Genomic DNA, 13,765 nt, shown 5'->3' on the forward strand with positions numbered 1-13,765 from the left:
CCGGCCCCAGAGCCGGTCGCAGCGCACGCCCACGTCAACCCGGCCCCGGCGCCCGCCGCGACCACCGGTGACGACGGCGCCTACGTGACCCCGCTGGTGCGCAAGCTCGCCGCCGAGAACGGCGTCGACCTGGCCGCCGTCAAGGGCACCGGCGTCGGTGGCCGTATCCGCAAGCAGGACGTCGTCGCCGCCGCCGAGGCCGCGAAGGCCTCCGCCAAGGCTCAGGCTCCGGTCGCCGCCCCGGCCGCCGCCGCCAGGAAAGCCCCGGCCCTGGAGGTCTCCCCGCTGCGCGGCCAGACCGTCAAGATGACCCGCATCCGCAAGGTCATCGGCGACAACATGGTGAAGGCCCTGCACGAGCAGGCGCAGCTGTCCTCGGTCGTCGAGGTCGACATCACCAAGCTGATGCGGCTCCGCGCGCAGGCGAAGGACTCCTTCGCGGCCCGCGAGGGCGTCAAGCTCTCCCCGATGCCGTTCTTCGTGAAGGCCGCGGCCCAGGCGCTGAAGGCCCACCCGGCCGTCAACGCCCGGATCAACGTGGATGAGGGCACGATCACCTACTTCGACACCGAGAACGTCGGTATCGCGGTGGACTCGGAGAAGGGCCTGATGACCCCGGTCATCAAGCGCGCGGGCGACCTGAACATCGCCGGTATCGCCAAGGCCACCGCCGACCTGGCGGGCAAGGTCCGGGCGAACAAGATCACTCCGGACGAGCTGTCCGGCGCGACCTTCACCATCTCCAACACCGGCTCGCGCGGCGCGCTCTTCGACACGATCATCGTGCCGCCGAACCAGGTCGCGATCCTGGGCATCGGCGCCACGGTCAAGCGTCCGGCCGTCATCGAGACGGAAGAGGGCACCGTCATCGGCGTCCGCGACATGACCTACCTGACGCTCTCCTACGACCACCGTCTGGTGGACGGCGCCGACGCCGCCCGCTACCTGACCGCGGTCAAGGCGATCCTGGAGGCGGGCGAGTTCGAGGTCGAGCTCGGCCTGTAACCCGCGCCGCCGGCATACGGCACGCTGACACGGCACCCCCGTCCGGACCTCCGGGCGGGGGTGCCGTGTTTCCGTGGCACCCGGGTTCCCCCGGCCGCCGATCTTCCGCCGCACCCCGGATTCCGCGATCACATCGACGGCACGAATCCGGACTTCGCCCGGTACGAACCCGTACGGCCGGGAACACTCTGACAGCGTGTAAGTCTCGTCTCACCTGCGGGAAAGCGCCACCATGCGCCCCTCACCGACCGGGCCCCGGCCTTATTGTCTAAAGGTCAAGCCCCGGGTCCCGCCCGCCACCCGACCACCGCCCCTCATCGGGGCACTCCGTGCCACAGCATTGGATTTGCCCCTCCCAAAGGAGCCTTCATGACCGCGCCCGTCGTCCACTCGCTGCGCGAACAGATCCGCGAGCACATCGTGGAGGGGATCGTCAGCGGGCGCTGGAAGCCGGGCGAGCGGATCGTGGAGCGGCGGATCGCCACCGAGCTGGAGGTCAGCCAGACCCCGGTCCGCGAGGCGCTGCGCGAACTGGAGTCGCTGCGGCTGATCGAGTCGGCGCCGAACAAGGGCGTCCGGGTGCGCAATCTGACCGCCGCCGACCTGGAGGAGAGCTACCCCGTACGAGCCGGCCTGGAGGCCATCGCGGCGGAGCTGGCGGCCGGAAAGCTGGCGGAGGACTGCTCGGCCCTGGAGCCGCACGTGGCGGCCCTGTACGAGGCCGACCGGCTGGCCGACGGGACCGGTCAGGTCCGGCACACCGTGGGCTTCCACCGCGAGCTGGTCCGGGCGGCCGGGAACTCCGTCCTCCTGCACACCTGGGAGGGCCTGGGCATCGAGGTCTTCACGGCCCTGTCCATCCGCTGGCTCGGGACCGTGCAGCAGTCGTACGCGGAGGAGCACGAGGCTCTCGTGGACGCGTTCCGGCGGCGCGACCCGCTGATCGCCGACCTCGTGAAGGCACACGTCCTCGGCTGCGCCCCGCGTCCCTGAGACCCGCGCCCCGCGTCCCTGAGACCCGCGCCCCGCGCTCCCTGGGACCGCACCCCGCGTCCCCGTGGGGCGCCCGGACGGTACCGGCACCCTGCATCGAAGGTGCCCGGACGGCAGCGGCGCAGGGGAGCACACCTCCGCTCAACCGTGCTCCCACCTGCGAAAACCGTCGATTTTCAAGGCACCCGGTGCCTGTCTCCAAGGCACCCCGTGCCGACTTTCCGATCTGAAGAGGATTTCCCCCCGATTCCTTTGATCGATCATCGATCAGGGGGTTACAGTCCTCGACGGGCTCCCACAAGAGCCCGCCGCCCTGTCCTGCCATAGACCAAGGGCACCCCCCGAAAACCCCTTGCCGATGAGGGAACCCCCCTCCGCATCCGGAAGGCGGCGCAATGACCGACCCCACCGCAATCCAGCCGAGCGAGCTCGACCAGCTCCCGGACCGCGACCCCGAGGAGACCGCCGAGTGGCAGGCCTCCCTGGACGCCGTCACCCAGGCGGCCGGGCCGCACCGTGCCGCGTACCTGATGCGCCGCACGCTGGAGCGCGCCGAGGGCAACGGTCTCGCGCTGCCCAAGCTGCTTGAGACCGACTACGTCAACACCATCCCCACCGCCGCCGAGCCCGCCGTGGACGGCGACGAGGCGATGGAGGCCCGGATCACCGCGTGGAACCGCTGGAACGCGGCCGCGATGGTGACCCGGGGCGCGAAGCACGGCGTCGGCGGCCACATCGCCACCTTCGCCTCCGCGGCCTGGCTCTACGAGACCGGCTTCAACCACTTCTTCAAGGGCAAGGAGGGTGACGGGTCCGGCGATCAGCTCTTCATCCAGGGCCACGCCTCTCCCGGCATCTACGCCCGTGCCTTCCTCGACGGCCGGCTGACCGAGCAGCACCTGGACAACTTCCGCCAGGAGTCCGGCGGCAGCGGCCTCCCGTCGTACCCGCACCCGCGCCGGCTGCCCTGGCTGTGGGAGTTCCCGACCGTCTCCATGGGCCTCGGCCCGCTGTCGGCGATCTACCAGGCCCGCTTCAACCGCTATCTGACCAGCCGTGGCATCAAGGACGTCTCGCAGTCCCACGTGTGGGCGTTCCTCGGTGACGGCGAGATGGACGAGCCGGAGTCGACGGCCGCACTCACGCTCGCCTCCCGCGAGGGCCTGGACAACCTGACCTTCGTCATCAACTGCAACCTCCAGCGCCTCGACGGCCCGGTCCGCGCGAACTTCAAGATCGTGCAGGAGCTGGAGGCGCGGTTCCGCGGTTCCGGCTGGAACGTCGTGAAGTCGCTGTGGGGCTCGGCCTGGGACGAGCTGCTCCAGCTCGACACCACGGGCGCGCTCGTACGCCGTCTGCGCGAGGTACCCGACGCGCAGGTGCAGACGTACCAGACCCGCGACGCCGCCTACATCCGCCAGGACTTCTTCGGCTCCGACCCGGCGCTCGTCGAGATGGCGAAGCTGCTGAGCGACGACAAGATCGTCGAGTGCTTCCGCTTCTCCCGCGGCGGCCACGAGTCGCGCAAGGTGTACGCGGCCTACCGCGCCGCCGTGTCCCACAAGGGCGCGCCGACGGTGATCCTGGCCCAGACGGTCAAGGGCCACACCCTCGGCGAGGGCTTCGCGTCGAAGAACGCCAACCACCAGATGAAGAAGCTGTCGGCGGACGAGTTCAAGCAGATGCGTGATCTGCTCGAACTGCCCATCTCCGACAGCCAGTTCATCGACGGTGTGGTGCCCTACGGCCACCCGGGCGCCGACGCCCCCGAGGTCCGCTACCTCCAGGAGCGCCGCGCGGCCCTCGGCGGCCCGGCCCCGGCCCGCCGCACCCACGCCGTGGCCCCGCTGCCGGCCCCCGCGGACAAGACGTTCGCGTCCTTCGACAAGGGCTCCGGCACGCAGAACCTGGCGACCACGATGGCGTTCGTCCGTCTCGTCAAGGACCTGGTCCGCGACAAGCAGACCGGCCGCCGCTGGGTGCCGATCGTCCCGGACGAGGCCCGTACCTTCGGTATGGAGTCGCTCTTCCCGTCGCTGGGCATCTACTCCCCCAAGGGCCAGACGTACGAGCCGGTCGACCGCGACCAGCTGATGTACTACAAGGAGGCCAAGGACGGCCAGATCCTCAACGAGGGGATCACCGAGGCCGGCTCCATGGCGGACTTCATCGCCGCGTCCACCGCGTACTCCACGCACGGCGAGACGATGATCCCCTTCTACATCTTCTACTCGATGTTCGGCTGGCAGCGCACGGCCGACCAGATGTGGCAGCTCGGCGACCAGCTCGGCCGCGGCTTCCTCGTCGGCGCGACGGCCGGCCGCACCACCCTGACCGGTGAGGGCCTCCAGCACGCCGACGGCCACTCCCCCGTCATCGCGGCGACGAACCCGGCGGCGCTGTCCTACGACCCGGCGTTCGCGTACGAGATCGCGGCGATCGTCAAGGACGGTCTGCGCCGGATGTACGGCGAGGCGGCCCCGGGCGAGGACCAGGACGTCTTCTACTACCTGACCGTCTACAACGAGCCGATGCCGCAGCCGGCCAAGCCGGCCGGTGTCGACGAGGGCATCGTCAAGGGCCTGTACCGCTTCAACACGGCGGAGTCGGCGGGCCTGAACGTGGCCGCCGCGAACGCCCCGCGCATCCAGCTCCTCGGCTCCGGCACGGCGATCCACTGGACGCTGGAGGCCCAGAAGCTGCTCGCCGAGGAGTGGGGTGTGGCCGCCGACGTGTGGTCCGCGACCTCCTGGACCGAGCTGCGCCGTGACGCGCTGGAGGCCGACGCGGCCCTGCTGCGCGGTGAGGAGCGGGTGCCGTTCGTCCGCCAGGCGCTCCAGGGCGCCGAGGGCCCGGTGCTCGCGGTCTCCGACTACATGCGCCAGGTCCCGGACCAGATCGCGCAGTGGGTCGAGCAGGACTGGTCCTCGCTCGGTGCCGACGGCTTCGGCCTCTCCGACACCCGTGCGGCGGCCCGCCGCCACTTCGGCGTGGACGCGCAGTCGATCGTCGTCGCCGCGCTGGCGCAGCTCGCCCGCCGCGGCGAGGTCAAGGCGTCGGCCGTGAAGGAGGCCCGGGAGCGCTACGGCCTGTAGTGCCCGGAGGGTGAGACACGGGGAAGGGGTACGGCGGCCGCCGTACCCCTTCCCGGCTTTCCCGGCTTTCCCGGCTGTCAGCGGCGCCCGCTCCGCCTTCCTGGACGCCGGTGCCCTCTCGGCCTTTCCCGGCTGTCAGTGGTGCCCGGCATCATGAACCCATGCGTGCCGCTCGTCTGATCAAGATGGTGCTGCTGCTCCAGACCCGCGCGTCGATGACCGCCGCCGAGCTGGCGCGGGAGCTGGAGGTGTCCGAGCGCACGGTCGCCCGGGACGCGCAGGCGCTGTCGGAGGCGGGGATCCCGGTCTACGCTGACCGGGGCCGGGCCGGCGGCTACCGCCTGGTGGGCGGGTACCGCACCCGGCTGACGGGGCTGGCGCGGAACGAGGCGGAGGCGCTGTTCCTGAGCGGGGTGCCGGGGGCGCTGCGCGACATGGGTCTTCAGGACTCGGCGTCGGCGGCCCGGCTGAAGGTGTCGGCGGCGCTGCTGCCCTCGCTCCAGGACGCCTCGCGGTCGGCGGCGCAGCGGTTCCATCTGGACGCGCCCGCCTGGTTCAGCGAGCCGCGGACGCCCGAGCTGCTGCCCACGCTCGCGGACGCGGTGTGGGACGACCGCCCGGTCCTCGCGCGCTACCGGCGCGAAGGGGCGGAGGTGGAACGGACCCTCGAACCGTACGGGCTCGTGTTGAAGGCGGGGCTCTGGTATCTGTGCGCGCGGGTGGCCGACGCGGGGGCCTTCCGTGTCTACAGGATCGACCGGTTCACCGCGGTCGAGCCCGGCCCGGAGCGGTTCCGGCGGGACGACGGGTTCGACCTGCCGGCGTTCTGGGAGGAGCGGGCCGAGGAGTTCGCCCGGTCCGTCCTGCGGTCCGAGGTCGTCGTACGGCTGTCCCCCGAGGGCGTGCGGATGCTGCCGTACGCCCTCGGTCCCGCGTCGGCGAGGGAGGGGCTCGGCACGGCGGGCGCCCCCGACGGGCGGGGCTGGGTGACCCTCACCCTGCCGGTCGAGTCCGAGGAGGTCGCCCGTGGGCAACTGCGGGGGCTCGGGCCCGAGGTGGAGGTGCTCGCTCCGGCGGCTCTGCGCAAGCGCTGCGCCGAGGACGCGGCCGGTGCGGCGGCGCTCTACCGGTCTCCGACCGCTTGAAATCCGTAGGAACCCGGCGGTTTTACCTTCGGCATGTGCATGCATAACAATCTGCTCCGCTCCACGTGCGTCGCTCCCGCCCAGGCCCGATGCTGGACCCGTGATGGACGAGACGGAGTTCTGGGAGCTGGTGGACACGACCCGCGAGACGGCCGAGGGAGACCCCGAGGAACAGGCGGATCTGCTCGTCGAGCGGCTCGTCCAGCTTGATCCGGAATCCGTCCTCGACTTCGCCCGGCACTTCGAGTCCCGCTACAACCGCGCGTACCGCTGGGATCTGTGGGGCGCCGCCTGGGTGCTGCTCGACGGGGCGAGCGACGACGCCTTCGACTTCTTCCGGTGCTGGCTGATCGGCCAGGGCCGGGACGTCTTCGAGGGGGCGATGCACGACCCCGACACGCTCGCCGAACTGCTGGACGACTTCGACGAGGAGATCGACGGCGACGGCGAGGAGCTGGGGTACGCGGCCGACGAGGCGTACGAGCAGCTCACCGGTGCCGTCGCGCCCGCTCTGGGCATCCCGGCCGCGGCCGCCGAGCCCGAGGGCACCCCGCTCGAATTCGAGAACGAGTCGGCCGTCGCGGAGCGCTACCCCAAGCTGTGGGAGCGGTTCAGGGAGGACTGAAGGGCCGAACGGGCCAGTGTGCGTCAGGGCGTGCCCGTGCGGCTCCGGGGTACAGCCGGCAGCCGCGTCCGGTCCGCGGGGACGTACGCCCGCTGACCGTCGGCTCGCGCCGTGTGGTGCCGCGGGGCCGCGTTGGCCTGGTCCAGCGCGGACGCCGTGACCGCCGCCGGGCCGAGTACGACCGTGACCACGGCGCACACCACCGCCCACGGCCCCCTCGCCGCCGTCCACGCACCCAGCGCCGTCGTCAAGCCGCCACCGGACGGCTCCGCGGCCCGTGTGTCCTGCCCGCCCCCGGTGCGCCCCGCGTGCGCCCCGCTCCCCGCGCGGCTCGCGGGCCCCGTCCGACTGATCCTCATGATCCCCGCCTCCGGTCAGCGCGTACGACGCCGTGCGGCGCCCTACGTGGACGGTAGGGCGCCCGGCTCTGGGGACTCTGTGAGCCGCCGGGGATGCGCCTGTGACCGGCGGCGCCGGGCGCTCAGCGGCCCTGGATGCGGGCCGCGAGGTCGCGGATGTCGGGGAGGCGGGCGCTGAGGGCGGCGCCCGGGCAGCTCGTCATGAAGGCCGCGTCGTGGCCGGAGACGGTGGCGAGCACGGCGGCGGTGCCCGCGGCGTAGCGGCTGAGGCTGTTGCTGGAGACGAGACGGACCGTGCCCCGGGGGTCGACTCCGCCGAGCCCGAGCTTCCAGGCCACGAGACGGGCGATCGCGTCGGTCATCGCCTTCGGCACCCCCGATCCCTCCGTGAAGGTGCCGATCGCGGCGATCCCGGCGGAGCGGTGGTTGAAGCCCTGTGTGTGGGCCCCGGTGACGGGCCGGTCGATCCCGCCCGCGCGGCCCTCGTAGATCGTGCCGCAGCGGTCGACGAGGAAGTTGTAGCCGATGTCGTCCCAGTCCTTGGCGCCCGTCTGGCCCGCGTACACGTCACGGATGATGCGGGGCACGTCGGCGCAGTCGTAGCCGTTCGGCGTGTCGGTGTGATGGATGAAGACCGCCACGACACGGTCGTCGTAGCGGGGCGGCGGCTGCTTTCGCGTGCTCGCGGTGTCCAGCCACGTCGTCCGCGGCACGATGGGCGGCCTGGCGACGGGGCGGGGGACGGTGATCCGGGCCGCGACCGGGGGCGGGGCGGGGGCGCGGGACGCCGTGCGGTCCACCCCGGCCGCGCACATCACCAGCGCCAGGACCGCGAGCAGGCCGGGCGCGCATCCGAGGGCGATGAGGGCCGGTTTCGGGATCCTCAGCGGCGCACGCCGGCGCACGCCGGGCGGCACGGGCGCACGAGGGGCCCGAGCCGCCCTGCCGGTGCGCCTCTCGCGGACCAGGGGCCCCGGGCGTCCGTGCCGCCCGCGCCGGGACGCCCGCTCCCCACTCCGTATTCGAGGCCCCCGCGGATTCCGGAAGACACGCATGGAGCCACCCTGACCCGGATCCGCGCGGGCCGCGATGTGTGGTGTGCCACCTGGTGGAACCATCGGTCGTGTCCGGGACGTTTCTACAGGTCCACGGGTGTGTGGCCGTTTCCGCGGGCACCGAACGCGCGTGGCTGATCACTGGGCCCGCCCGGCGCGTACTAAGGGGCCCTAGAGAAAGGCGGCTCCGTGGACGTTCTCGACCTCCTGCTGGTGCTGGTCATCCTGGTCTACGCGGCCTCCGGGTACCGCCGCGGCCTGGTGGCCGGGTGTGTCTCGCTGGCCGGCTTCGTGGGCGGCGCCGTCATCGGCGTGTGGGTGCTGCCGTGGATGATGGAGCTGGTCACGGCGGGAACACCGGCGGCGACGGTCACGGCGGTGCTCACGGTGCTGGTGCCCGGGGTCGTGGGCCACGAGCTGGCCGGGCGGCTGGCGCTGAAGCTGCGCCGCGAGCTGGACCAGGGCCCGCTGCGGGTGGCCGACGGGATCGGCGGAGCCGCGGCGAACACCGTCGCCGTGCTGCTGGTGGCCTGGGTGGCGGCGAGCGTCCTGGGCGCGTCCTCCTCGACGGTGGTGACGCAGTCGATCCGCAACTCGGCGCTGCTGGGCGCCGTGCAGAACTCGATGCCGGAGACCACGCCGACCTGGTTCTCGCGCGCGACCTCGGCCCTCACGGAGGCGGGCTTCCCACAGGTCTTCAACCCGTTCGAGAACGAACCGGCGGCCGGTGTCGCCAAGCCCTCCGGGGACAGTGTCACGCCCTCCGCGACGAACGCGGCCAAGCTGAGCACCGTGAAGGTCGAGGGCGTCTCGGGCAACCAGGGCCGGGAGGGCAGCGGCTTCGTCTACGCCGCCCACCGCGTGATGACCAACGCGCACGTGGTGGCCGGGATCGACCGGCCGACCGTGCGGGTGGGCGGGGTCGGCCGCCCCTACCAGGCGCGGGTGGTGCTCTTCGATCCGCAGAAGGACGTCGCCGTCCTGTACGTGCCGGCGCTGAAGGCGCCCGTCCTCCACTTCGACGGGGTCGCCTCGCGCGGCGACTCCGCGGTGGTCGCGGGCTACCCGCAGGACGGCGGTCTCGACCTCCAGGCGGCCACCGTCGCGAGCCGCATCAACGCGACCGGCCAGAACATCTACAACACCGGCACCGTCACCCGCGAGATCTACGCGATCCGCTCGACCGTCCGGCCCGGCAACTCCGGCGGTCCGCTCCTGACGACGGACGGCGAGGTGTACGGCGTGGTCTTCGCGCGTTCGACCTCGGACGCCGAGACCGGTTACGTCCTGACGGCGCACGAGGTCGCGAGCGACGCCCGCAAGGCGGCCCACGCCACGGCCCGCGTGGACACGGGCGACCTCGTCACGTCCTGACCCGGGGCCCGTGTCCGGCCGGGTCCGCGGGCCGCCCCCCGGCGTACGCTCTGCGCGTGAGCAGCCAGCCGCCCGAGGCACCCGCACCGTCGCTGACCGAGCGCCGCAAGGCGGCCACCCGGCTCGACATCGCGCGCGCGGCGGCCGAGCTCTTCACGGAGCGCGGTCCGGACGGCACCACGGCGGAGGACATCGCCCGCCGGGCCGGGGTGGGGCCGCGCACCTTCTACCGCTACTTCCGCGACAAGCGGGACGCCGTGGGCCCGCTGCTCGCGGCGGGCGGCGACCACTGGCGTGCGCTGCTCGCGGCGACGGAGCCGGGCACGGCCCTGCCGACGGCGCTGGAGCGGGCGATCCGGGAGGCGCTGGCCGCCCCCGACGCCCACGCGGCGGAGCGGCTGGAGCAGACCCGCGCGCTGCTGCGGGCGGCCACCGGCGATCCCGCGCTGCGCTCGGTGTGGTACCGGGTGAACCAGGAGTCGGAGGAGCGGCTGGTCCCGGTGACGGCCCGGCTGGCGGGCAGCGGCGCGGACCCGCTGGAGTCCCGGCTGGCCGCCGCCGCGGCGACGGCCGCGATCCGGATCGCCCTGGAGTCCTGGGCGGCCACGGACGCACCGGCCGAGGGACCGGGTTCACCCGCCGAACTGGCCGTCCGCTGTCTGCGTCACCTCATGGCCGGCCCGCGCCCGTCGGGCACCGACGGCGGGTACCCGCCGGGGCCGTCGGCGGACCACGGGCGGGTCCCGTCAGGACGGTGAGAGCCGGTCAGAGCGGGAGTCCCATCAGGACGTCGTCCACGTAGGCGCCGTCCAGCAGGAACTCCCCGGGCAGGATCCCCTCGACGAGGAACCCCTCGGACTCGTACAACGCGCGCGCCGGGGTGTTGTGGCCGAGCACCCGCAGGGTGATGCGCCGGGCCCCCTGCCGGCGGGCCTCCTCGCGCGCCGCCCGCAGCAGCGCGCGGCCCACCCCGGCGCCGCGGGCCTCGTCGGCGACGGCCAGCCCGAGGATCTGCCGGACATGCGCGTTGCAGGCCAGCGGGGTCGGGAAGCCCAGCCGGAGGTATCCCACGAGGCCGCCGTCGAGCTCGGCGACGACATGGTCCCGGGGTCCGAACCGCTCGCTGTAGAAGGGTTCGTACGGCGGCCGGGGGCGCGGCATGACGGCGTGCAGCGTGGACCAGGTGTCGCGGTCGATCCGGCCGAGCGCGTCCTCGTCGTCCAGGGTGGCGGTGCGTATCCGCGGAGCTGACATACCGGTCACTGTACGGCCGCCGCGCTGCGGTCCTTTCCGTGAAGTCCGGGGCGGCGCGGGCAGGATGGACCCATGAGCGACTCACCGCTGTCCCCTGGTTCCCGCATCGCGATCGCCGGCGCGTCCGGCCTGATCGGTTCCGCGCTGGCGCGCTCCCTGAGCGCCGAGGGGCACGAGGTGGTCCGGCTCGTGCGCCGTGAGCCGCGTTCGCCGGACGAGATCCGCTGGGATCCGCAGCGGCAGCGGATCGACGCGGTGGGACTCATCGGCTGTGCGGCGGTGGTCAATCTGGCGGGGGCCCCGGTCGCGGGGCGGCCGTGGACTCGTACGTACAAGCGGATGATCCGGGACAGCCGGGTGCTCGGGACCGTGACGCTCGCGGAGGCGGTGGCCTCGCTCGACGAACCGCCGCGGGTCTTCGTCAACGGGAGCGCGATCGGGTTCTACGGTGAAACGGGCGACCGCGCGGTGGACGAGTCGGCGCCGCCCGGGGACGGTTTCCTGCCGTCCGTCTGTGTGGAGTGGGAGGAGGCGACCGCTCCCGCGCAGGAGGCGGGGGTGCGCACGGTGATCCCCAGGACCGGGCTCGTGGTGGCCCGTGAGGGCGGGGCCTGGGCGAAGCTGATTCCGCTGTTCAAGGCGGGTGCCGGGGGGCGGATGGGGAACGGGCGCCAGTACTGGAGCTACATCGCGCTGCACGACGAGGTGGCCGCGATCCGGCATCTCATCGACACGGAGTCGCTGTCCGGGCCGGTGAACCTGACCGCCCCCGACCCGCTCACCAACGGTGAGATCACGGAGGCCATGGGGCGGGTCCTGCACCGCCCGACCCTGCTGACCGCACCCGCCCCGCTTCTGCGGCTCGCCCTCGGCGGCATGGCCGAGGACGTCCTGGGCAGCCAGCGCGTCCTGCCCACCCGCCTCCTGGAGTCGGGCTTCACCTTCGCGTTCCCCTCGATCGAGGCGACACTTCGAGCCGCACTGGGCTGAGGAGCGGCGCCTCTCCGGGACCCCGGAGATTCCGGGCCTCTCCCCGGGCGGAGGCGAAGGCTCAGGACACCCCCGGACGGGCGCCTCCCGGGACGGGTTTCCGGTCGGTGCGCCGGCTTCGGGTGCTCGGACAGGGCTCGGCGGCCCGAGCGGCCGGGCTGGGCGCCGGGGTGCCAACGCCTCGCTCCTGGGCCGCCCGAGGCGCCCGGGTCGGTCGCGGCGGGGTCAACCACCCCCACCGGGCGGGCACATGCACCCCCCATGCCCCCGTGCACGGCCGCCGCGCGGCTTCCCCCGGGCGGCCGAACCTCGCACCCTCGATCCGAACTCGGGCATTCCAGAAGCGTGTTGGGGGCATGACGTCCCCACCGGCCGCGCAACCTCGAGGAGGGGCACGTGCTAGAGCCCGCACGCCACGCCACGCACACGGCGGAGATCACGGAAGACGTCGACGTCGTCGTCGTGGGAGCCGGTGTCGCCGGCCTCGCGGCCGCACGGCATCTGACCGGGGCGGGGCTGAGGACCGCCGTCCTGGAGGCCGCCCCTCATGTGGGCGGGCGCATGTCCACGGAGAAGGTGGACGGCTTCCGGCTGGACCGGCTCGGCCGGCTCCTGTCCACCTCGTACCCGGAACTGCGCCACACCCCGGGCCTGGGCGGCCTCGTCCTGTGCCCGTTCTCGCCGGGCGTGCTGCTGCACAGCGACGGCCACCGCCATCACACGGGCACGCCCAGCGCTCCCCGGAGCGCGAGGGGCGCACTCACCACCGCACGCGCCCTCGCGAGCGCCCCCCGGCTTCCGCTGCCCCGGCCCGCGCGCGGCACCACCCGCCCCGGACCGCTCGGCAGCCCCCTCGATCAGGCCCGTCTCGGCGCGGCCCTCGCGCGGCTCGCCGCCACCACGCCGGAGCGTCTGCTCGCCCGCCCCGACCTCACCGCGGCGAAGGCGCTGACCGCCCGGGGGCTTCCGGCCCGTACGGTCGAGACCTTTCTGCGCCCCCTTCTCGCGGCCCTGCTGTGCGACCCGGAGCTGCGGACGTCGAGCCGTTGCGCCGACCTCGCGCTGCACTCCTTCGCGACGGGCCGGCTGTGTCTGCCCGAAGGCGGCGCGGACGCGCTCCCGGAGCTGCTCGCCGCCGGCCTTTCGCCCGGCACCGTGCACACGGGCGTCCAGGTCACCGCCGTGTCCACGACCCGGGTCACGACGAGGGACCACGGCGAACTGCGTTGCCGGGCCATCCTGCTGGCGACCGGGGCCCGCGCCGCCGCCGGGTTCCTCCCCGGGCTGCACGTGCCCGCCTTCCATCCGGTGACCGTCCTGCACCACACCACGGACCAACCGCCGCTCACCGATCCGGCGCTGCTCCTGGACGCCGACCGGAGCGGGCCGGTGGCGCACACGGCGGTCGTCAGCCAGGTCGACCCGACCCGCGCGCCCGCGGGCCGCGCCCTGATCTCCTCGACCGTGCTCGGCACCCCGCCCGCCGCGGCCCATCTCGACGCGACGGTCCGCGCCCAGCTCGCCCGTCTCTACGGAACGTCGACGAGCCGCTGGGAACTGCTGGCGGTCCATCACGAGCCGGAGGCGGTCCCGGCGATGCCGCCGCCGCACGATCCGCGCCGCCCCGTGCGGCTGCTCGCGGGCCTGTACGTGTGCGGTGACCACCGGGACACCAGCACGGTGCAGGGTGCGCTGCACTCGGCCCGGCGGGCCGCCCACGCCCTCCTGACCGACCTGAACGTCCGCACCCCCACCCTGTCGGCCGAACCCCTGGAACCCGCCGCGGCCTGACCCACCCGCCCCCCGCGACTCCGGCCCGGGGCCTCATGACTTCGGCGCCGGGTCCCGCAACTCCGGCACGGGGCTCCGG

Annotated in this window: 12 protein-coding genes; 9 read left to right on the forward strand and 3 right to left on the reverse strand. The window is 73.4% G+C overall.

The window, feature by feature from the left end:
- The 5 genes from sucB to ACFXGX_RS21500 form a co-directional block, all read left to right on the forward strand.
- Positions 1-1,005: 2-oxoglutarate dehydrogenase, E2 component, dihydrolipoamide succinyltransferase (gene sucB / locus ACFXGX_RS21480; RefSeq protein WP_384793528.1), on the forward strand; the 1,005-nt coding region annotated here is incomplete at its 5' end.
- A 369-nt stretch (positions 1,006-1,374) separates the two neighbouring features.
- Complete coding sequence (locus tag ACFXGX_RS21485; RefSeq protein WP_037623974.1) at positions 1,375-1,998, forward strand: GntR family transcriptional regulator; 624 nt, start codon at positions 1,375-1,377, stop codon at positions 1,996-1,998.
- Between the two features lie 395 nt (positions 1,999-2,393).
- Entirely contained in the window at positions 2,394-5,093 is a 2,700-nt protein-coding gene (gene aceE, locus ACFXGX_RS21490; RefSeq protein WP_384793532.1) for a pyruvate dehydrogenase (acetyl-transferring), homodimeric type, read from the forward strand.
- Between the two features lie 161 nt (positions 5,094-5,254).
- Entirely contained in the window at positions 5,255-6,238 is a 984-nt protein-coding gene (locus ACFXGX_RS21495) for a helix-turn-helix transcriptional regulator (protein ID WP_384793535.1), read from the forward strand.
- Positions 6,239-6,341: 103 nt separating this feature from the next.
- Positions 6,342-6,863, forward strand: a complete 522-nt coding sequence (locus tag ACFXGX_RS21500; protein ID WP_384793693.1) for a DUF4240 domain-containing protein — start codon at positions 6,342-6,344, stop codon at positions 6,861-6,863.
- A gap of 23 nt (positions 6,864-6,886) precedes the next feature.
- On the opposite strand, the gene ACFXGX_RS21505 is transcribed toward ACFXGX_RS21500, so the two are convergent.
- Both ACFXGX_RS21505 and ACFXGX_RS21510 read right to left on the reverse strand, forming a co-directional pair.
- The gene (locus ACFXGX_RS21505) at positions 6,887-7,114 is read right to left on the reverse strand and encodes a hypothetical protein (RefSeq protein WP_384793538.1); all 228 of its coding nucleotides are present in this window, start codon (positions 7,112-7,114) and stop codon (positions 6,887-6,889) included.
- 230 nt (positions 7,115-7,344) lie between these two features.
- Positions 7,345-8,037 (reverse strand): peptidoglycan recognition protein, encoded by a 693-nt coding sequence (locus ACFXGX_RS21510; protein ID WP_384793696.1) that lies wholly within the window; start codon positions 8,035-8,037, stop codon positions 7,345-7,347.
- Positions 8,038-8,466: 429 nt separating this feature from the next.
- Here ACFXGX_RS21510 and ACFXGX_RS21515 point away from each other — a divergent pair, with 429 nt between their 5' ends.
- Both ACFXGX_RS21515 and ACFXGX_RS21520 read left to right on the forward strand, forming a co-directional pair.
- Positions 8,467-9,651 carry a MarP family serine protease gene (locus tag ACFXGX_RS21515; RefSeq protein ID WP_384793541.1) on the forward strand — a complete coding sequence of 395 codons (1,185 nt, stop codon included), beginning with the start codon at positions 8,467-8,469 and terminating at the stop codon, positions 9,649-9,651.
- Between the two features lie 56 nt (positions 9,652-9,707).
- Positions 9,708-10,409, forward strand: a complete 702-nt coding sequence (locus ACFXGX_RS21520; RefSeq protein WP_384793544.1) for a TetR/AcrR family transcriptional regulator — start codon at positions 9,708-9,710, stop codon at positions 10,407-10,409.
- A gap of 7 nt (positions 10,410-10,416) precedes the next feature.
- Here ACFXGX_RS21520 and ACFXGX_RS21525 read toward each other — a convergent pair whose 3' ends face one another.
- On the reverse strand, positions 10,417-10,905 hold the full coding sequence (locus ACFXGX_RS21525) for a GNAT family N-acetyltransferase (RefSeq protein ID WP_384793547.1): 489 nt from the start codon (positions 10,903-10,905) through the stop codon (positions 10,417-10,419).
- A 72-nt stretch (positions 10,906-10,977) separates the two neighbouring features.
- On the opposite strand from ACFXGX_RS21525, the gene ACFXGX_RS21530 reads away from it, so the two are divergent.
- Both ACFXGX_RS21530 and ACFXGX_RS21535 read left to right on the forward strand, forming a co-directional pair.
- Complete coding sequence (locus tag ACFXGX_RS21530) at positions 10,978-11,895, forward strand: TIGR01777 family oxidoreductase (protein ID WP_384793550.1); 918 nt, start codon at positions 10,978-10,980, stop codon at positions 11,893-11,895.
- Positions 11,896-12,291: 396 nt separating this feature from the next.
- The gene (locus ACFXGX_RS21535) at positions 12,292-13,686 is read left to right on the forward strand and encodes an NAD(P)/FAD-dependent oxidoreductase (protein ID WP_384793553.1); all 1,395 of its coding nucleotides are present in this window, start codon (positions 12,292-12,294) and stop codon (positions 13,684-13,686) included.
- The last annotated feature ends 79 nt before the right edge of the window (positions 13,687-13,765 follow it).

The organism is Streptomyces sp. NPDC059371 (assembly GCF_042751995.1).
Lineage (GTDB): Bacteria > Actinomycetota > Actinomycetes > Streptomycetales > Streptomycetaceae > Streptomyces.